The 18,385-nt window shown below is 72.2% G+C and carries 20 protein-coding genes; 11 read left to right on the top strand and 9 right to left on the bottom strand.

The window, feature by feature from the left end:
• Positions 1 to 14: 14 nt before the first annotated feature.
• The 5 genes from ACFY4A_RS32750 to ACFY4A_RS32730 form a co-directional block, all read right to left on the bottom strand.
• On the bottom strand, positions 15 to 1,361 hold the full coding sequence (locus ACFY4A_RS32750; RefSeq protein ID WP_390832955.1) for an FAD-dependent oxidoreductase: 1,347 nt from the start codon (positions 1,359 to 1,361) through the stop codon (positions 15 to 17).
• A gap of 145 nt (positions 1,362 to 1,506) precedes the next feature.
• Entirely contained in the window at positions 1,507 to 2,184 is a 678-nt protein-coding gene (locus tag ACFY4A_RS32745; protein ID WP_390832954.1) for a TetR/AcrR family transcriptional regulator, read from the bottom strand.
• Between the two features lie 195 nt (positions 2,185 to 2,379).
• Positions 2,380 to 3,078 carry an HAD family hydrolase gene (locus ACFY4A_RS32740; RefSeq protein WP_390832953.1) on the bottom strand — a complete coding sequence of 233 codons (699 nt, stop codon included), beginning with the start codon at positions 3,076 to 3,078 and terminating at the stop codon, positions 2,380 to 2,382.
• A 59-nt stretch (positions 3,079 to 3,137) separates the two neighbouring features.
• Positions 3,138 to 4,073, bottom strand: coding sequence for a M56 family metallopeptidase (locus tag ACFY4A_RS32735; protein ID WP_390832952.1), 936 nt, complete (start codon positions 4,071 to 4,073; stop codon positions 3,138 to 3,140).
• A gap of 101 nt (positions 4,074 to 4,174) precedes the next feature.
• Positions 4,175 to 4,726 carry a DUF5134 domain-containing protein gene (locus tag ACFY4A_RS32730; protein WP_390832951.1) on the bottom strand — a complete coding sequence of 184 codons (552 nt, stop codon included), beginning with the start codon at positions 4,724 to 4,726 and terminating at the stop codon, positions 4,175 to 4,177.
• A 197-nt stretch (positions 4,727 to 4,923) separates the two neighbouring features.
• Here ACFY4A_RS32730 and ACFY4A_RS32725 point away from each other — a divergent pair, with 197 nt between their 5' ends.
• Together ACFY4A_RS32725 and ACFY4A_RS32720 are read left to right on the top strand one after the other, a co-directional pair.
• The gene (locus ACFY4A_RS32725; protein ID WP_390832950.1) at positions 4,924 to 6,603 is read left to right on the top strand and encodes an FUSC family protein; all 1,680 of its coding nucleotides are present in this window, start codon (positions 4,924 to 4,926) and stop codon (positions 6,601 to 6,603) included.
• Positions 6,600 to 7,268 (top strand): MarR family winged helix-turn-helix transcriptional regulator, encoded by a 669-nt coding sequence (locus ACFY4A_RS32720; RefSeq protein ID WP_390832949.1) that lies wholly within the window; start codon positions 6,600 to 6,602, stop codon positions 7,266 to 7,268. Before ACFY4A_RS32725 ends, ACFY4A_RS32720 begins: the two co-directional genes overlap by 4 nt.
• A gap of 80 nt (positions 7,269 to 7,348) precedes the next feature.
• On the opposite strand, the gene ACFY4A_RS32715 is transcribed toward ACFY4A_RS32720, so the two are convergent.
• Positions 7,349 to 8,113 carry a VOC family protein gene (locus ACFY4A_RS32715; protein WP_390832948.1) on the bottom strand — a complete coding sequence of 255 codons (765 nt, stop codon included), beginning with the start codon at positions 8,111 to 8,113 and terminating at the stop codon, positions 7,349 to 7,351.
• Between the two features lie 104 nt (positions 8,114 to 8,217).
• Positions 8,218 to 8,610, bottom strand: coding sequence for a VOC family protein (locus ACFY4A_RS32710; protein ID WP_390832947.1), 393 nt, complete (start codon positions 8,608 to 8,610; stop codon positions 8,218 to 8,220).
• A 278-nt stretch (positions 8,611 to 8,888) separates the two neighbouring features.
• On the opposite strand from ACFY4A_RS32710, the gene ACFY4A_RS32705 reads away from it, so the two are divergent.
• A complete protein-coding gene (locus tag ACFY4A_RS32705; protein ID WP_390832946.1) occupies positions 8,889 to 9,455 on the top strand; it encodes a GNAT family N-acetyltransferase in 567 nt (188 codons plus the stop codon).
• Here the strand turns inward: ACFY4A_RS32705 and ACFY4A_RS32700 are convergent.
• Positions 9,445 to 10,128 (bottom strand): glycerophosphodiester phosphodiesterase, encoded by a 684-nt coding sequence (locus ACFY4A_RS32700; protein WP_390832945.1) that lies wholly within the window; start codon positions 10,126 to 10,128, stop codon positions 9,445 to 9,447. The two genes, ACFY4A_RS32705 and ACFY4A_RS32700, sit on opposite strands and share 11 nt — an antisense overlap.
• Before the next feature lie 439 nt (positions 10,129 to 10,567).
• On the opposite strand from ACFY4A_RS32700, the gene ACFY4A_RS32695 reads away from it, so the two are divergent.
• The 5 genes from ACFY4A_RS32695 (at position 10,568) to ACFY4A_RS32675 (ending at position 15,223) form a co-directional block, all read left to right on the top strand.
• On the top strand, positions 10,568 to 11,965 hold the full coding sequence (locus ACFY4A_RS32695; protein ID WP_390832944.1) for a DUF6421 family protein: 1,398 nt from the start codon (positions 10,568 to 10,570) through the stop codon (positions 11,963 to 11,965).
• A gap of 44 nt (positions 11,966 to 12,009) precedes the next feature.
• On the top strand, positions 12,010 to 12,765 hold the full coding sequence (locus tag ACFY4A_RS32690) for an SDR family NAD(P)-dependent oxidoreductase (protein WP_390832967.1): 756 nt from the start codon (positions 12,010 to 12,012) through the stop codon (positions 12,763 to 12,765).
• On the top strand, positions 12,762 to 13,832 hold the full coding sequence (locus ACFY4A_RS32685) for a threonine aldolase family protein (RefSeq protein ID WP_390832943.1): 1,071 nt from the start codon (positions 12,762 to 12,764) through the stop codon (positions 13,830 to 13,832). The genes ACFY4A_RS32690 and ACFY4A_RS32685 overlap by 4 nt, the downstream gene beginning before the upstream one ends.
• 84 nt (positions 13,833 to 13,916) lie before the next feature.
• Positions 13,917 to 14,510, top strand: coding sequence for a transglutaminase domain-containing protein (locus tag ACFY4A_RS32680; protein ID WP_390832942.1), 594 nt, complete (start codon positions 13,917 to 13,919; stop codon positions 14,508 to 14,510).
• A gap of 17 nt (positions 14,511 to 14,527) precedes the next feature.
• Positions 14,528 to 15,223, top strand: a complete 696-nt coding sequence (locus ACFY4A_RS32675; RefSeq protein ID WP_390832941.1) for a B3/4 domain-containing protein — start codon at positions 14,528 to 14,530, stop codon at positions 15,221 to 15,223.
• 46 nt (positions 15,224 to 15,269) lie between these two features.
• On the opposite strand, the gene ACFY4A_RS32670 is transcribed toward ACFY4A_RS32675, so the two are convergent.
• Positions 15,270 to 15,998 (bottom strand): lysophospholipid acyltransferase family protein, encoded by a 729-nt coding sequence (locus ACFY4A_RS32670; RefSeq protein ID WP_390832940.1) that lies wholly within the window; start codon positions 15,996 to 15,998, stop codon positions 15,270 to 15,272.
• Positions 15,999 to 16,273: 275 nt separating this feature from the next.
• Here ACFY4A_RS32670 and ACFY4A_RS32665 point away from each other — a divergent pair, with 275 nt between their 5' ends.
• From ACFY4A_RS32665 to ACFY4A_RS32655, 3 genes are all read left to right on the top strand, one after another.
• Positions 16,274 to 16,645, top strand: coding sequence for a TlpA family protein disulfide reductase (locus ACFY4A_RS32665; RefSeq protein WP_390832939.1), 372 nt, complete (start codon positions 16,274 to 16,276; stop codon positions 16,643 to 16,645).
• 208 nt (positions 16,646 to 16,853) lie between these two features.
• Entirely contained in the window at positions 16,854 to 17,372 is a 519-nt protein-coding gene (locus ACFY4A_RS32660) for a flavin reductase family protein (RefSeq protein ID WP_390832938.1), read from the top strand.
• A 219-nt stretch (positions 17,373 to 17,591) separates the two neighbouring features.
• Positions 17,592 to 18,377 carry an electron transfer flavoprotein subunit beta/FixA family protein gene (locus ACFY4A_RS32655; protein WP_390832937.1) on the top strand — a complete coding sequence of 262 codons (786 nt, stop codon included), beginning with the start codon at positions 17,592 to 17,594 and terminating at the stop codon, positions 18,375 to 18,377.
• Positions 18,378 to 18,385: the final 8 nt, after the last annotated feature.

Genomic DNA, 18,385 nt, shown 5'->3' with positions numbered 1-18,385 from the left:
CCGGCTCGTAGGACCTAGGACACCGTGGTGCGGGCAGCCGCCCGCAGGGACTCCCAGTCCGGCAGCTTGACCACGCTGCGCCCGAGGGAGGCGCCGAGTTCCGCCTCGGCCCGCTCGATGGCCTGCCAGCCCGCCCACCGCACGGGCTCGACACCCTCGGCACGCAGCACCGGGTAGCTGTCGTCCGGCACCTGCCTGCCGACGAGCCCGGGCGCGTCCTGGAGCAGCGAGGCCACCGTCTCCTTCGCGCACGGCCGGTTGGTGCCGATGACACCCGTGGGACCCCGCTTGATCCAGCCGGCCACGTACTCGCCCGGCGCGACGGCACCGTCGCGGAGCACGCGCCCGTTCCGGTGCGGCACCGTGCCGGTGTCCGCGTCGAACGGCAGCCCGTCCAGTGGAACTCCGTGGTAGCCCACCGACCGCAGCACCAGCTGGGCCGCGATGTCCTCGTACCGCCCCGTCCCGGTGATGCCGCCGTGTCCGTCCGGTGCCGTGCGCTCCAGCCGCACCGTACCCACGCGGCCGTCCACGGCGAGCAGTTCGACGGGGCGCAGGAAGAAGCGCAGCCGGATCCGGCGGCTGCCGCCCTTCGGCGGCGTGGCGGCCCAGCCGCGCAGGACCTCGACGTTGCGGCGCTGGGCGGTGGGCAGCGCCGCGGGGTCCGCGCAGGCCGGGTCCAGCGCCAGCTCCTCCGGGTCGACGACGACGTCGGTGTCCGGCAGGGCGCCCAGCTCGCGCAGCTCCTTGGTGGTGAAGCGGGCCTGCGACGGACCGCGCCGGCCCACCATGTGGATCTCGGTCACCCGGCTCGCGGCGAGCGCGGCGAGCGCCGCCTCGGGCATGTCGGTGGGGCTCAGCTCGGCCGCGCCGCGCGCCAGGATGCGCGTGACGTCCACGGCGACGTTGCCCACGCCGACGACGACGGCCGACCGCGCGCCCCGCACGAAACCGCTGTCCACGGAGTCGGGGTGCGCGCTGTACCAGGAGACGAACTCGGTCGCCGACCAGCTGCCCGGCAGGTCCTCGCCCGGGATGTGCAGACGGCGGTCGGTGGCGGCGCCCACGCAGTACACCACCGCGTGGTACAGCTCGCGCAGCCGAGCGGCGGGCAGTCCGCCGGGGCCGCCGACCTGGACGCCGCCCAGGAACCGGACCCGCTCGTGCTCCAGGACCGTCCGCAGGTTGTTCTGCAGGGACTTGATCTTCTCGTGGTCCGGCGCCACGCCGTAGCGCACGAGCCCGTACGGGCACGGCAGCCGGTCGAGGACGTCGACGCGCACCGAGGGGTCCTGCTGGACCAGGCCCTGAGCGGTGTAGCACCCGCTCGGCCCCGATCCGATGACGGCGACACGCAGCACGGCGGAACTCCTTACCCCGACGGATCGCTGGTGGATCGCAGGAGATCGCTGATGGCTCCAGCATGGCACCAAGCGGGCCGCCGGGGGAGGGAGGCGGCGCGGGACCGCGCGCGTGTCGCGGCCCGAACCGTATGCCGGCCGCCGACTACCGCTCGGGCGGGGGCGCCGGGATCCGGCCGGTCGCGAAGAAGCGGGACAGGTCGGTGTCGCACGACCCGCCGGTCGGCTGCGCCTCCGGCGGCGCTCCCATGTCCCAGTCGAGCCGGTAGCGCTCGAACAGCTCGGCCCGCAGCACCGGCACCGGCATCGGCGCTCCGGGCACCAGCGCGGCGTAGACGGCGCCCATCAGCAGGGCGCGCAGCATCGGGTAGTCGGCGTCGACATCCTGTGAACCGCGCCGGGCCACCGTGTCCCGCAGCAGCTCGGAGAGGCGCTGCTGCTCCGGGCACTGCACGAAGCCCTCCTCGTGCAGGATCCCCGCCATGTGCTGGCGCATCAGCACCGGCCGGTCCCGGGCAAGACCCAGGATCGCGTCGATGGCCCGCGCCAGCCGCTCCCGGCCGTCCTCGGAGTGCGGCGCACGCTCCAGCGCCTCCTGGAGCGTGCGGTGCATCAGCCGGTGCACGGCGGACTGCACCAGCTGGCGCTTGCCGGGGAAGTAGTACGAGACCAGGCCGCGCGCCGATCCGGCGCGGTCGGCGATGGCGCCGAGCGTCGTCGCGTCGTACCCGTGCTCGCCGACCAGCTCGACCGCCGCCTGGAGAAGCCGCTCCCGGGAACGCCGTCGCAACTCTTCATTGACCGAGGCGCTTCGCGGGGACATGCTGTGACTCCTGCGTTGACTGGCTGCCAGCCAACTATACTCAGCGCGAGCGGACCGACCCCGGCAGGGGTCCGTTCGCGCTGCCGTCCGTCTCGGGCGAAACGGGGGATCGTCCGAGGCGGGCGGGCTTGTTCGGCGCCAGGCGCCGTCGAGGGGCTGTCGCCGGGGTCGGGAGGGCGGCCGTGCGGTGGTGGCTCAGTCCATCCGGCCCAGCAGGTCGAGGACGGGCAGCAACGCGTCCGGCCGCCGTGTGACCGGCAGGAGGTCCACGAAGTGCACGCCGCAGCCGAGGGCGGCCGCGCCGCCGTCCGCGTGGCGGCTGTCGCCGACCATCAGCACGTCCGTCGGCTCGGCGCCGAGCGCCGCGCAGGCGAGGGCGAACAGACGCGGGTCCGGCTTCTGGACGCCGTGCTCGTACGACAGCGCGTAGGTGTCCACGTACGCGTCGAGGCCGTGGGCGCGGAACACGGGGCGCAGGTCCCAGCCGATGTTGCTCACCACGCCCACGCCGACCCCGCGCTCGTGCAGCGTGCGCAGCACCTCGGCCGCGTCCGGGTAGGGGGCCCAGGCCGGCGGTGTCATGTGCCGGTCGTACAGCGCGTCGTGCAACGCCGGGTCGGGCAGCGGCACTCGGCGGGACAGGGCGGTGTAGGTGGCCCGGTGCAGTGCGACGCTGTGGTCCCGGTTCTCCCACAGGCGGGCCGCCTCCTCGGGCATTCGCACCGGCGGTGACCCGCCCGGCAGCGCCCCGGCCTCCTCCAGTGCGCGTGCCGTTCGGACCAACTCCCGCTCCTCAAGGGTGAGTTCGGCCTCGTCGAGGACGGCTCTCAGCCAGGACTCGCAGGACTCGACGCGGAAGAGGGTCCCGGAGAAGTCGAAGAGCACGGCAGCCATGGTCCGATGATGGCCCAGCCCCGGACGCCCCGGCCACCGGGCGCGGACGGGTGCCGTTCCTAGCCCAGCGCCCTCAGGCCGGGTGTCACCGCCACCAGGACCGGTATCACCGGGACGAGGGACGCGACCGCCGTCAGGCGCAGTCTGCGGGCGGCCGGGAGGCGGTTCGGGGGAGTGAGGAGGCGGTGTACGCGCTGAGGTACGTGCGCCTGGGCGGCGGGGCAGGGGCCGAACACACCGCGGTGCTCGTTGAGTCCGACCAGGGCGAGGGCGGTCGTCAGGCGGCCGAAGCGGCGTGAGGCCGTGTCGTCGGCGGCGAGTTCGACCAGGCGGTGCATCTCGTCGCGGAACGCGGCGAACACCGGCACCTGCGGAAAGCCGCCGGCGAGCGCGGCGGAGCAGTGCAGCAGCCAGTCGTGCCGGGCCCGTGCGTGGCCCTGCTCGTGCGCGAGGACGGCGTCCAGTTGCCGCCCCTTCAGCCGGCGCAACGCGGCCGTGGTGATGACCAGCCGGGGCGACGGGCCGGGCAGCCACCAGGCGTCAGGCCGCTCGCCCTCCAGCACCACGAGCCGGTCGGTGCCGGGCTCCTCGCCGGGCAGCAGCGGAGCACGGACGAGGAGTTCGGCGCGTCGCAGCCTGCGTCGCGCCCGGGCCCGTACCACCTCGCGGAGCAGCATCGCCGCGCTCCACGCCCCGCCGCACGCGAGCGCCACCGCGGTCGTCGGCGCCCAGGCGTCGGCCGTGCCGAACGCGTAGGCCTCCACCACCGAACGCGGAGCCGGGGCGAACACATGGCCGCGCACCGCCTGCCAGGCGGCGGCCGCGCTGAGCGTCATCGACAGCGCGCAGCACAGCAGGACCGCGGTGACCACGCACTGCCACACCCACAGCGCGAGCACCGGTTCACGGTCCGGCCAGTCGGCCCGGGCGAGCAGCCGAGGGGCGGCGACGGCGGTCAGGGCGCCGAGCAGCAGCAGGACCGCGGGGACCATCATGCGAGCCACCCTATGAGCGGCCGACAGCCCGGCGGGTGCGGCTCCGCGGCGAAGTGACACAGACCACGGCGCCGTGGCGCCGGCCTCGCCGTCCCGGCGGATCACATGGTCAGCAGCATCGCCACCATCGCGATCCCCATCGACAGCCGGCACGCCCGTGCCAGCTCCGGCCGGTCGCCCCACCCCGTGCCGCCGCGAGCGCCGCTGACGGCCCCCGCCCCGGCGGGGACCAGCCGGACGCCGGACAGCAGGACGTATCCGGCGAAGTACAGCAGCAGCGCGCCGGTGAGCGGCGGCACACCTGCCCCGAGGTGATGATGGACGCCGGGCGAGACGGCCATCACCACGGACAGGTAGACCATGGCCGCCGCGCCCACCAGGTGGTGCAGATGGTGCGGGCTCGTCCGCGCCGACCACAGCGAGCGCAGCGCGGTCGCTCCGAAGACCGCCCCGTAGGCCGACCAGGCCCACGCCGGCGGTGTGAACACCGCCGCAGGGACGGCCATGGCGGCCATGCCGAAGCCCATGAGCGCCTCGCCGCCCGCGGCACGGCGCTGCTCCTCGACCGTGCTGCGCATCCGCAGCAGGCAGTACGTCCCGGTCGCCGCGCACAGCGCGACCAGCAGCCAACCGAACGAAGCCGATCCGTGCACCCCCCACCTCCCCGCTCGACGGGTCGCGGCCGCCGCCGGGCGGCCGGTCGGTCAAGCGATGCCCAAGGCGCGCGGTGCGCACACGAGCGCAAGGAGGTATACGGGGCGCGTTCGGCGAAGCACAGCACGTCATGAGCGGGGGAGAGCGGCGTGCTCCGGAGATGCTTTACGAGTAAAACACCTGTTAAGCTTGTGGTATGAGCAGTGTGCCCCCCACCTCCCTGAGCCGGATCGCCCGGCATCTTCCGCTCACCGGCGTGCTGCGGCTCGGCCGCCCCTCGGACATCTGGTTCAAGCCCGCCCTGAGCGTCGTCGTCTCGGTCGCCCTGCCCAACCTCATCCTGCTCGTGCTCGGCCGACTCGACCTGGCCATGTACACGATGGCGGGCTCGCTGTGCGCCCTGTACGCGCACAACCGCCCCTACGCCGCACGAGCCCGCCCCCTGGCGTGGGTGGTCCTCGGCATGACCGGCGGCCTCGCCCTCGCCCTGGTCACCGCATCCCTCACCACCGACCCGGTCGTCCTGGTCACTGTCGGCGCCCTGATGGCCGCCGTGCAGAAGGCGCTGTGCGACGCCACCCGCATCGGACCGCCCGGCAACGTAGTCCTCACCTTCATCAGCTCCGCCTCCCTGTTCGCCCCGCAGACCCTCGGCCAGGTCCCGGCCCACGTGGCGCTGGCCCTCGCCGCGGCGGCCTGGGCCTGGCTGGTCGGCATGGCGCCCGGGCTGCTGCGCCCGCACGGCCCGGAGCGCCGCGCCACCGCGCAGGCGCTGAACGCGGCCGCCGCCCACGCCGCCACCGGCGGCACCGGCGACGGCCGCACCCGGACCCGCGCCGCCGCGGCCGCCGCCGTCCAGGCCGCCTGGCAGACGCTGCTGTCCACCGGCGCCCGTACCGCTCCCCGGCGCGCCCTGGCGCGGCTCGTGGTGCGCGCCGAGGTCGCGCTCGCAGCCCCGGCGGACGCGGACCCCGAGCGGCTGCGCACCTGGGCCCGCGAACTGTGCGGGACCGGGCCGATCCCGCAGGCCGGCGCGACCGCGGCGGACGCCGACGAACTGCTCGGCGTGGACGCCGAGACCACCGCCCCGCACCGGCCCTGGTGGAGTCGGCTCGGCCCGCTCACCCCCATCGTGGTACGCACCGCGCTGGGCTGCGCCCTCGCCGGCTACGCCTCCCTCGCGCTCGGCATCGGCCGCCCCTACTGGGCCCTGGTCACCGCCGCCTCCCTGTACCAGGCCAACATGACCCTCACCTGGAAGCGGGGCGTCCAGCGTGTCGTCGGCAACCTCGTCGGCGTCCTCGTCTTCGCCGCCGTCGCCCCGCTCGCGCACGCCGGTGACCTGGCCCTCGTCCTGCTCTGCATGGCCTTCAACTTCGGCGCCGAGGCGCTGATGGGCCGCAACTACTGGCTCGGCAGCATCTGCGTGACCCCGCTGGCGCTGCTCATCGTCGAATTCGCCGGGTACCACGAGCCCGGCGAACTGATCACCGAGCGGGCCGTGGACACCGTCGTCGGCGCGCTGGTCGGCTTCGTGGCCGCCGTCGCCGTCACCAACCGCCGGGCCGGTGACCGCATCGAGCACGCCCTGGCCGCCGTCGACCGGGCCTGTGAAGGGGCCGCCCGCCTGCTCGCCGAGGAGCGGCCCGCGCCCGGCGCCCTGGAGTCCGCACGACGGAGCCTGGCCGCCGCGCTGGTCGACCTGCGCGCCACCGCCGACGCCGCGTCCGGCGAGTGGTGGCAACGCGCTCTGCCCCAGGAGCGGGTCGTGCTCACCGAGCAGTCCGCACACCGTACGCTCGCCGCGACGATACGACGCCAGGGTCTGGACGCCCCGGCGAGCACGGGCGAGACGACGGAGGACGTACGGCCATGACGGCGAGGAACGGACGGCCGGCCCACGGGGAGGCGTCGACCGGTGACGCGGCGCACGAGCGGACCCGGCCCACGGGGACCGAGCCGGGCGACGACACCGTCGCCGTGGCGTCGACCGGTGACGCGGCGCACGAGCGGACCCGGCCCACGGGGACCGAGCCGGGCGACGACACCGTCGCCGGCGTGGTCCGCCAGTGGCGGGCGGTCCACCCCGACCTGGACACCGCGCCGATGGAGATCATCGGCCGGATCAACCGCTGCGCCGCCCTCCTCCAGCAGGCCGAGGACGCGCCCCTGCGCCGGGCGGGCCTCAGCCGGCCCGAGTTCGACCTGCTCGGGGCGCTGCGGCGGACCGGGGACGAGCTCACCCCGAGCGAACTGACACGCGAGACGTTCTCCTCGGGGGCCGCCGTCACCAAGCGCCTGAAGCAGCTCACCGAACGCGGCCTGGTGGAGCGCCGCGGCGACACCCGTGACCGTCGGGTCGCCCACGTCCGCCTCACGGACGCCGGACGCGACCTCGTCGACGGGATCCTGCCGGAACAGCTCGCCTACGAACGGGCCGTCCTGTCCGGCCTGGCCAGGCAGGAACGGGATGGCCTGGCCGCGCTCCTGGCCGATCTGCTCGGCCGACTGGAGGGCCGCCCGGGCGCCCTGCGCCTCTGAGCCGACGGCCCGCCCGGATCCACGACCGCCTCGTGGGTCCGGGGCGGACCGTCGTGGGTCTCGGCTCCCCCGGGCCGGCCTCAGTCTTCCTGGGCGGACCGGTAGATGCCGAAGGTCGCGCCCTGGGGGTCCCGCAGCACCGCGATGCGGGGGCCGTCCGGCAGCGAGGTGGGTTCCAGCAGGGCCTTGGCGCCGGCCCGTACCGCGACGTCCGTGGTCGTGTCGACGTCCTCGACCGCGAAGTACGGCAGCCAGTGCGGCGGCACATCGGCCGGGAAGCGGTCGTGCATCGCCGTCACGCCGCCGAAGTCCTCGCCGTGCAGGCCCCACTGCGTGTACCACTCCGAGGCGTTGACGCTCCAGCCGAACACGCTCGTGTAGAAGTCCCTGGCCCGCTTGGGGTTGCGGGTGACGAGTTCCACCCAGCCGAGCGAGCCGGGCCGGTTGAACACCCCGGCACCGGAGAAGTCCCGCGGCTGCCACATCTGGAAGGCCGCGCCCGACGGGTCCAGGGCGACGGTGAAGCGGCCCTCGTCGTAGATGTCCCTCGGACCGTGGATCACCGTCCCGCCGGCCTCCACCACCTTGTTCGCCGTGGCGTCCGCGTCGGCGACGGCGAACGAGACGTTCCACGCGACCGGCTGCGACCTCTGGTACAGGGGCGTGATCGCGGCGACCGGCGCGTCCCCCAGGTGAGCGAGGGTGTAACCACCCGAGACCAGCCGGGGGTCGCGGCGCATGCGCCAGCCGAAGACCTCCGTGTAGAACCGCGTGGACGCCTCCAGGTCGCTGGTGCCCAGCTCCGCCCAGCAGGGTCCGCCGACCACAGGCTTGTCGAACTCCATGGCACTCCTCCGGGAAGCTCGTCCCCACCCACCAGCACGCTAGCCCCGGCCGCCGACGCGGGCCAGCGGGAGCCGCCCGCGCCCCGCCCGAGCCCGAGTCCGGCTCAGATCCCCGCCCGGTACCGCAGCGGATGCTCCGCCGGCACCTCGACGAGGACGATGGGCGTGCCGTCCGGATCGGCGATCCACATCTCGATCAGACCCCATGGCTCGCGCACCGGCTCACGCGTGATCTCGACGCCCTTCGCCCGCAGCTCCTCGTGGGCCGCCGCCACGTCCTCGACCTGGAGCCACAGCCGCAGGGAGGGGGACGGCGGGTCGTCGGAGCGCCCGGAGAGCTCAAGGAAACCGCCGCCGAGGAAGTAGACGGTGCCCCGCTCCGGCCCCGTGCCGAACTCGCGGTGGACGGCGAGGCCAAGCCGCTCGCCGTAGAAGACACGGGAGCGCTCGGGGTCCGTGGGCCGGACCAGTGTCCGGCTGCTGAGTACGTGCACCATGCACCCGGAGCTTAGGACAATCTCCGTCTGCCCCGCGAGGCCTGGCACGCTCCCCCGAGCTCTTCGAGCAGGGGGAACCCCCACTCGCCGCACCGGGCGAAAGCCCAAGTACGTCCAGTACGAGGACTTCCGCACGGCACTCCCCCAAGCTCTCCGAGCGGGGGGACCCCCAGAGCACGCACCAGACGTCGTGGGGCCGCCCTTCGGTTGACGACAGACCCTGGTGGCAGGATGGCGTTCGCCCCGCCCGACAGCGCCCGAACCGAGAGGCACGCCCCATGAAGACCGCCGCCAGCGGACTGACCTTCCGTGACGCCTGTGACGCCGATGTCGACACGCTGGTGCACCTGATCGAGTCGGCGTACCGCGGGGACTCCAGCCGGGCAGGCTGGACCACCGAGGCGGACATCCTCCAGGGGCAGCGGACGGACCCCGAGGGCGTGCTTGAGGTGATCAAGTCGCCCGGCAGCCGCCTGCTGACGGTCGAGCGGGACGGCCGAGTGGTCGCCTGCTGCCAGCTCGAGCACAAGGGGGACCACGCCTACTTCGGCATGTTCGCCGTCAGCCCCACGTTGCAGGGCGCGGGCCTGGGCAAGGCGGTCATCGCGGAGGCCGAGCGCCGGGCCCGGGAGGACTGGGGTGCCAGGGAGATGCACATGACCGTGATCTCCGTACGCGAGGACCTGATCGCCTGGTACGAGCGCCGCGGCTACCGCCGTACGGGAAGGACGACACCCTTCCCCTACGGCGACGAGCGCTTCGGCATTCCGCAGCGCGACGACCTGGAGTTCGAGCTGCTGGTCAAGGAACTCGCCCAGGGGCCTCGCCCAGGGGTCAGGCGGTGAAGCGGCCGGTGAGCTTGATCTCCGGGTAGTCGGTGGTCGCCCCGTCCAGCTCCAGGGCGCGGACCAGGCGCAGATGATCCAGGGTGTTGACGACCCAGCCGATGATCCTCAGGTCCGCCTTGCGCGCGTGCTCGACGATCTCGAGGGTGAGCCGGCGGATGTTGAGGCAGACGGTCGCGGCGCCGACGGCGGTGGCGCGTTCGACGACATCGGAGCCGTAGCGGCTGGCCACGAGCGCGGTGCGCACTCCCGGCACCAGGCGGGCGACCTCGGTGATCGCCTCGTCGTGGAACGAGGACACCTCCACTCGGGAGACGAGGTCCCGCTCGTGCAGGACCTCGGCCAGTGCGCGGGCCGCGGCCACGTCCTTGATCTCGGCCTGGAGCGGCGTCCGCACCGCGTCGAGGACCTCCTCGAAGACCGGGATCCGCTCGCCGCGGCCGGCGTCCAGGGAGCGCAGCTCGGCGAGCGTCTTGTCGGCGATCGCACCGCTGCCGTCGGTGGTGCGGTCCACCTCGTCGTCGTGCATGACGACGAGCGCGCCGTCCTTGCTCAGGTGCAGATCGAGTTCGATGACGTCCAGGCCGGCCTGCTGGGCGGCGACGAAGGAACGGAGGGTGTTCTCGGGCTCGACACCCATGACTCCGCGGTGACCGATGGTAAGGAAGTTCAAGGTTCAACTCGCTTCCGTCGACGGCGGCTCGGCGCGGCGCGGAGCGGACGGACCTCGTCGTCCGCGCGGTAGTGACGCAGCCTAATGGCCCACACGCTGGTTGAACCCCCGCGTACACGGGGCAGTGGGGTGACGGCCCGCAGGAACGGGGGCGTATCCGCCGTGGCGGTCACTCCGGCGTGGGCGAGTCCGCCGGGCATTGACCTCCGGGCTGTGAAGCCCTCGCGCGGTGCCCTCGGCCGAAAATCGCTCAACGGGGCGGCGTCGCGCCGGTCACCCCGGCCCGGCCTACCGGGTCTGGCCCCGTCCGGGCGTACGGCAGGAAAATAACCGGTGACCATGGCTGTGCGCAGAATAATTTCCCGAGGGCCCCCTTGCTGGGAGAAACCCTGTATGTATACCGTCTCCTTACGCGAGGTTCTCCCGTGGAGGATGAGACATGACGGAAATTCTTGTGCAGGTGGGTGCGGAGGAGAAGGTTCCTCCGTTGGCCAGGGTGGTCGATCATCCGGCTTGGCCCGTGCTCAAGGATGCCGTGGAGCGAATCCGGCCATGGCAGTCGAAGGACGGCTCGATCGACTTCACGGCCGAGGGCGCCCCCGGCCGCGCGGACGCCGTCGCCGTCGTACGCCGTGTGATCGACGCGGTCGAGGAGCTGTCCCCGCTGCTGCCGCACGACGCCGCCTACCATGAGGCGCTCGTGCGGGACCTGCGCCGCTGGGCCGAGGGCGGCTTCGAGGTGCCGGACTTCCTCGACTCGCTGCTGGCCTTCCAGCCCGCCGCGAACCGCGCGGACGGCCTCCAGCACCTGGTCGTCTTCCCCATGTACACGCAGAACGGCAACCCCGACCGCAACCTGGAGGCGGTCGTGCTGCGCATGGTCTGGCCGGACTGGCTGGCCGAACTGGAGCGCACCCGCTACGACAACCCGCTGTTCTGCGGCATCACCTTCGAGGACTTCACGGGCGGCTACGACACCAACTCCGCCGTGCTCTTCCCGGAGACCATCGCCGTGCGCGAGGCGCCGGAACGGTTCTCCTGGGGCGGCATCTTCTGCGACCGCGAGGCCGCCCGCTTCCGCCGCGTCACCGCCGCGGCCGTCGACCTCCTGGGCCTCGAGCTGCCCGAGGACATCGCCGCCATGGTCCACGACCAGAAGCGCTGCCAGGAGGCCTTCGTGTTGTGGGACATGGTCCACGACCGCACCCACAGCCACGGCGACCTGCCGTTCGATCCGTTCATGATCAAGCAGCGCCAGCCGTTCTGGATGTACGGCCTGGAGGAGCTGCGCTGCGACCTCACCGCCTTCAAGGAGGCCGTGAAACTCCAGGCCGACGGTGTCGCACAGGCCCGTGACGTGCAGTACGCGGTGCTGTTCGACCGCATGTTCCGCTTCCCGGTCACCGGTGAGCGCGTGCGCAACTACGACGGCCTCGGTGGTCAGCTGCTCTTCGCCTACCTGCACAAGCACGACGTGGTGCGCTGGACCGACAACAAGCTGACCATCGACTGGGAGCGAGCCCCGCAGGTCACCAACCAGCTGTGCGCCCGGATCGAGAATCTCTACCGCGACGGCATCGACCGCCCCAAGCTGGTCCACTGGTTCGCCGGTTACGAACTGGTCTCCACCTACCTCGCTCCGCACCCGGGCTCCAAGTGGGCCAAGGGCCCCGACGCCCTGGACCTGACCCAGCCCCCGCGCAAGCTCGTGGATGACGTGCTTCCGGACGAGTTTCCGCTCAGCATGTTCTACGAGGCACTCTCCAAGAAGCTGAAGAATGTGATCGCCTCCACCAGGGGCATCACGGCGGACAGCGCCGAGCGGGTCGCCGCGTGAGCGACCGCGAAACCGAGAACACTGCGCAGGAGGCGAGGAACATGGTGGGGAACGGGGCTCTCAGCGGTGCGGTGATCGCGGTGGCCGGCGCGGGCGGACCGGCCGGCCGGGCGACGCTGCTCAGGCTCGCCGAGGCGGGGGCGACCGTCGTCGGCGCGGACAACGACCCGGAGCGGCTCTCGCAGGCCGTGGACGCCGCCCGGTACGCCTCCGGCGGCGCCAGCGTCACCGGCGACACGGTCGACCTGCTCGACCTCCAGTCCACCCGTGACTGGGCCGCGCACATCGAGAAGGACTTCGGCCGGATCGACGGCCTGGTCCACCTCGTGGGCGGCTGGCGCGGCAGCGAGACCTTCACCAAGACCAGCCTGGACGACTGGGACTTCCTGGAGCTGCTGCTCGTCCGCACCGTGCAGCACACCTCCCTGGCCTTCCACGAGGCGCTGCAGCGCAGCGCTCGCGGCCGGTACGTCCTGATCAGCGCGGCCGGCGCCAGCAGGCCCACCGCGGGCAACGCGGCCTACTCCGCCGCAAAGGCCGCCGCCGAGGCATGGACGCTGGCCATGGCCGACTACTTCCGCAAGGCAGGGAAGGCCGAGGGCGCCGAAGGGCCGACGTCCGCGGCTGCGATCCTGGTGGTGAAGGCGTTGGTGCACGACGCGATGCGCGCCGACCGCCCCAACGCGAAGTTCGCGGGCTTCACGGACGTCAAGGACCTGGCCGAGGCCATCGTCGACGTGTGGAGCAAGCCCGCCGCGGAAGTGAACGGAAACCGTCTGTGGCTGACCGAGAAGCCGTGAACCCTCCCAGGACCGACGCGCGTCGCCATCACGACCCCCAGGTCCGCGGGTTCGCCAGCGACAACTACGCCGGGGTCCACCCGGAGGTGCTCGCAGCCCTGGCCGTGGCCAACGGCGGGCACCAGGTCGCGTACGGCGAGGACGACTACACCGAGAACCTCCAGCGGATCGTCCGCAGCCACTTCGGCGCCACCGCCGAGGCGTTCCCGGTGTTCAACGGGACCGGCGCGAACGTCGTGGCGCTCCAGGCGGTCACCGACCGCTGGGGCGCGGTGATCTGCGCGGAGAGCGCGCACATCAACGTCGACGAGGGGGGCGCCCCCGAGCGCATGGGCGGCCTGAAACTGCTCACCGTGCCCACGCCCGACGGCAAGCTCACCCCCGAGCTGATCGACCGCCAGGCGTACGGCTGGGAGGACGAGCACCGGGCGATGCCGCAGGCCGTCTCGATCACCCAGAGCACCGAACTCGGCACCCTCTACACGCCCGAGGAGATCCGCGCCATCTGCGAGCACGCGCACGCGCGGGGCATGAAGGTGCACCTGGACGGCTCCCGCATCGCCAACGCGGCCGCCTCCCTGAACGTGCCGATGCGGACGTTCACCAACGCGGTCGGCGTCGACATCCTCTCCCTGGGCGGGACGAAGAACGGCGCGATGTTCGGCGAGGCGGTCGTCGTCCTCAACCAGGACGCCGTCCGCCGCATGAAGCACATCCGCAAGATGAGCATGCAGCTCGCCTCCAAGATGCGTTTCGTTTCGGTGCAGTTGGAGGCGTTGCTCGCCAAGGACCTGTGGCTGCGCAACGCCCGGCACGCCAACGAGATGGCGCAGCGGCTCGCGGAGGGCGTGCGCGCCGTGCACGGCGTCGAGATCCTCTACCCGGTGCAGGCCAACGGGGTCTTCGCCAAGCTCCCGCACGATGTGAGCGAGCGTCTGCAGAAGCGGTTCCGCTTCTACTTCTGGGACGAGGCGGAGGGCGTCGTGCGCTGGATGTGCGCCTTCGACACCACCGAGGACGACGTGGACGCGTTCGTGGCCGCGCTGAAGGAGGAGACGGCGCGCTAGCGCCCGCACACCGATCTGCATAGTTATGCGATCATTCGAAAAGTCATTGACGCTCGAGTGATCGTGTTCCTATGCTCTGCGGACATGGAGCTGATCCAGAAAACAACCGATCTGTCTGCGTATTTGGCCGCCGACGAGGTGATCGACCATGAGCATCCGATGGTCCGCGAGACAGCTGCCCGCCTCGCCGAGGAGGTGGCAGACTCGTATGCCTATGCGCGGTCCGCGTATGAGTTCGTGCGCGACGGCGTCCGGCACTCGCAGGACTCGGGCGACCCGCGCGTCACCTGGCGGGCCTCCGACGTCCTCCGTCTGCGCACCGGCATCTGCTACGCCAAGGCCCATGCCCTGGCGGCGTTGCTGCGAGCGGAGGACATTCCGACGGCACTGTGCTACCAGCGGCTGACGCACGACGAGGGCGGCGGGCACGTGGTGCACGGACTGGTCGCCGTGCGATTCAACGGAGCCTGGCACCGGCAGGACCCGCGCGGCAACAAGCCGGGCGTCGACGCCCAGTTCTCCCTCGCCGGTGAGCGCCTGGCCTTCGTACCGGACCCGAAGTCCAACGAGCTGGACTACCCGGTGCTGTACGCTGAACCGCACCCGGCCGTACTGGCCGCCCTCACGGCCGCTCCGGACCGGCCGCGGCTGTGGAAGACGCTCCCTGCCGCACTCTGACCGCGAGGCGGGAGAACATGACACCGACGCTCACCGTGTCCGACGAGGTACGCGCTCTCGCGCCCGGCTTCACCCACGTGGCCGTCGAGGCCCACGGGCTGGTGGGCGGACCGAGCACCGAGGCCACCTCGGCGCTCCTCGACGACGCCGCACGCCGTCTGGCGGCACGTCTGGACGGGCGGGCCCCGCACGAGGACCCGCACATGGCCGCCTGGCGCGAGACGTACACGGCGTTCGACTCCAAGCCCTCCCGCACCCGTAACTCGGCCGAGGCACTGGCCCGGCGGGCGCTGACCGGCGCCGGACTGCCCCGCATCAACCTGCTCGTCGACCTCTACAACGCGATCAGCGTCGCCCACCTCATCCCCGTCGGCGGTGAGGACCTCGACCTGATCCAGGGCGGCATGCGCCTGCTGCGTGCCAGTGGTGAGGAGGACTTCGTGACCGTCGCGGGCGGCGAGGAGACCGTCGAACACCCGGACGCGGGCGAGGTGGTGTGGTGCGACGAGGCCGGTGTGACCTGCCGCCGCTGGAACTGGCGCCAAGGCCCGCGCACCCGCCTCACCGAGCAGACCACGTCGGGCGTCTTCCTACTGGAGAGCCTGGCCCCGATGCCGGTTGCCGAGGTGGAGGCGGCGGCGGCCGAACTCGCCGAACTACTGGAGAAGTTCAGCCCGGGCGCCGAGGTCACCGTACGGCCGCCCGCGTCCTAGGGCGTGTCCGTCATATTCCCGTCTGCCGCGCGGCCCGGCCCGGGGTTCAGTGCGCCCCGGCCGTGCGGAGCTGGTCCGGGGTCGGGGCCGTGCCGCCGAGGTGTGCGGGCATCCACCAGGTGTCGTCGGCGGACCGGGGACGGACCGGGTAGGCACGCTGGGCGGCCTCGAGGAGTTCCTGGACGCGTTCGCGCAGTCGGCGGGTGATGGCGCCCGCGTACTGCTCCCGGGAGGCCTCCATGGCCTCGCCCACCCGGATCGTGATCGGGATGTGGCTGCGCTTGAGGTTGCGCGGGTGGCCCTTGGTCCACAGCCGCTGCGTGCCCCAGACGGCCATCGGGACCAGGGGGACGCCCGCCTCCTGGGCGAGGCGCACCGCGCCCGACTTGAAGCTCTTCAGCGTGAACGACTGCGAGATCGTGGCCTCCGGGAACACCCCGACCACCTCGCCGGACTTCAGTGAGTCCAGCGCTCGGGCGTACGCCGCCTCGCCGTTGGCGCGGTCCACCGGGATGTGCTTCATGCCGCGCATCAGGGGGCCGGAGATCCGGTGCCGGAAGACCGACTCCTTCGCCATGAAACGCACCAGACGCTTCTGCGGGAGCGCCGCGAGCCCGTTGAAGACGAAGTCGAGATAGCTGATGTGATTGCTGACCAGCACGGCGCCGCCCGTGCGCGGAATGTTCTCCGATCCCCGGCAGTCGATCTTGAGGTCCCACGCCTTGAACATCGTGCGGGCGAGACCGATGACGGGGCGGTAGACGAGCTCTGCCATGAGCGGGACGGACCCTTCTCTCTGCCAGGGAAGGGACTCCCGGCGGAAGTTACGCTGCCGTAGGCTTACGGCCTGTCGCAGATCGTGCCCCAAGAACGGCCGGGGAGCCAGCCCACGTGCCCGTCCGCGGCGAGATCCTCGTCACGTCACCCCTGAGATTCCGCCCGACGGCCCATCGCGGGCACACCGTGCCCACGCAACACCGGCCACGGCGGCCGGCCGGGGGACGCGTCCCGGGTGCCGGGAATCTCCGCGCTCGCGTGGGCGCTGAAGCAGTGAGAGCGTTCGCGGCAGTGCGGCGGCGGAACAGGAGAGCAGGCGTGCGGGGATGTGACGACGGCAGGCGGCTCGGGGTGGCCCAACTCGGTGAGGACCTCGGCGCGCGTGCCACGCTGGTGCAGTTCTCCAGCGCCTTCTGCGCTCCCTGCCGGGCGACCCGGCGGATCCTCCGCGAGGTGGCCGGCATGGTCCCCGGGGTGGCGCACGTCGAGGTCGACGCCGAGGCCCGGCTCGACCTCGTGCGCGAACTCGGGATCCTCAGGACGCCGACCGTGCTCGTCCTCGACAAGGACGGCCGCGTGGTGAGGAGAGCCGCAGGACAGCCGCGCAAGGCGGACGTCATCGCGGCTCTGGGTGAGGCGTTGTGAGGTCCCTGGCCGTGACGGCGGGACAGCTCCCACATCCCGGGACGTACTTGACTGTGCACGCCAACTATCGTGAGCCTGACCGCACGCCCTCGGAACTCCTTCTTCTCGGGCGGCCCCGCGTCGACCCAGCCCGCCACACGAGCGCCTGCCGTCCGGACTGTTGAGCAGCCACGGATCCCGCTCGTCCGACCAGCAGAAGGACAACTCCATGACGGCCACGTCCGGCCTGGATGCCCCCGCCACCGTCCAACTCGCCTCCCCCCATCTGCTGCGCTCCGTCTTCCGGCGGCACGCGGCGGGCGTCGCGGTGATCACCGCCCGGGGCGAGGCAGGTCCGGTCGGCTTCACCGCCACCTCCCTCACCTCCGTCTCCGCCGAGCCCCCGATGCTCTCCTTCGGTGTCGGCACCGGCGGTTCCAGCTGGCCGGCCATCGCCGCGACCGACCACGTCGGCGTCCACATACTCGGTGAGCACCAGGAGGAACTGGCCGCCACCTTCGCGCGCAGCGGTGCCGACCGCTTCGGAGCGCCGACGGCGTGGCGCGAGGGTCCCGAGGGGGTTCCGGTCCTCGACGGCGTGCTCGCCTGGCTGGTGTGCCGGGTCGTCACGCGGGTGCCGGCCGGGGACCACCGCATCGTGCTGGCCGAGGTCGTCCTGGGCGACCCCACGGGCGCCGGCCGTCCGCTCCTCTACCATCAGGGCCGCTTCAGCGCGCTGCGTGATTGATCACCTCGCCGCTCTCCTGCGAAGCCGTCCGGTTCCGGTTACGCTGCGTTGCGAAGGTCACAGTTCAAAGCGCTTGCTCAGCGGGCGTGAACTGGGTGTACTGACGAGTAATATTCCGCTCGGAGCGTGTGGTCGCCCTGACCGGGATCGGCCGCTTCAGGCGCCTATGCTGCCTGCAGGAAGGCAGCCCAGAGAAGACGATGCAGTAGGAGAGCCGGCGTGAGCTTGAGGATCGTTGTCACTGTGAAGTACGTGCCCGACGCCACTGGCGACCGGCACTTCGCCGATGACCTGACCGTCGACCGGGACGACGTGGACGGTCTGCTCTCCGAGCTGGACGAGTACGCGGTCGAGCAGGCGCTGCGCATCGCCGAGGACGCCGACGACGCCGAGGTCACCGTTTTGACGGTGGGTCCGGAGGACGCCAAGGACGCGCTGCGCAAGGCGTTGTCGATGGGCGCCGACAAGGCGATCCACGTCGAGGACGACGACCTGCACGGCACGGACGCCATCGGCACCTCGCTGGTGCTGGCCAGGGCGATCGAGAAGGCCGGCTACGACCTGGTGATCTCCGGCATGGCCTCCACCGACGGCTCCATGGGCGTGGTCCCGGCGCTGCTGGCGGAGCGCCTGGGCGTGGCGCAGGTGACGCTGCTGTCCGAGGTGTCGGTCGAGGACGGCACGGTGAAGGGCCGCCGGGACGGCGACGCGGCCTCGGAGCAGCTCGAGGCGTCCCTGCCCGCGGTGGTGTCGGTCACCGACCAGTCCGGCGAGGCCCGTTACCCGTCCTTCAAGGGCATCATGGCGGCCAAGAAGAAGCCGGTTCAGTCCTGGGACCTGTCCGACCTGGACATCGACGAGGACGAGGTCGGTCTCGAGGGCGCCTGGACGGCCGTGGACCTGGCCGCGGAGCGTCCGGCCCGCACCGCCGGCACGATCGTCAAGGACGAGGGCGAGGGCGGCAGGCAGCTCGCTGAGTTCCTCGCGAGCCAGAAGTTCATCTGAGCCCGCAA

This window comes from Streptomyces sp. NPDC001292 (genome assembly GCF_042896465.1).
Classification (GTDB): Bacteria; Actinomycetota; Actinomycetes; order Streptomycetales; family Streptomycetaceae; genus Streptomyces.
The sequence above is the reverse complement of the archived record's forward strand: the minus strand, read 5'-3'. Positions and strand labels throughout refer to the sequence as shown.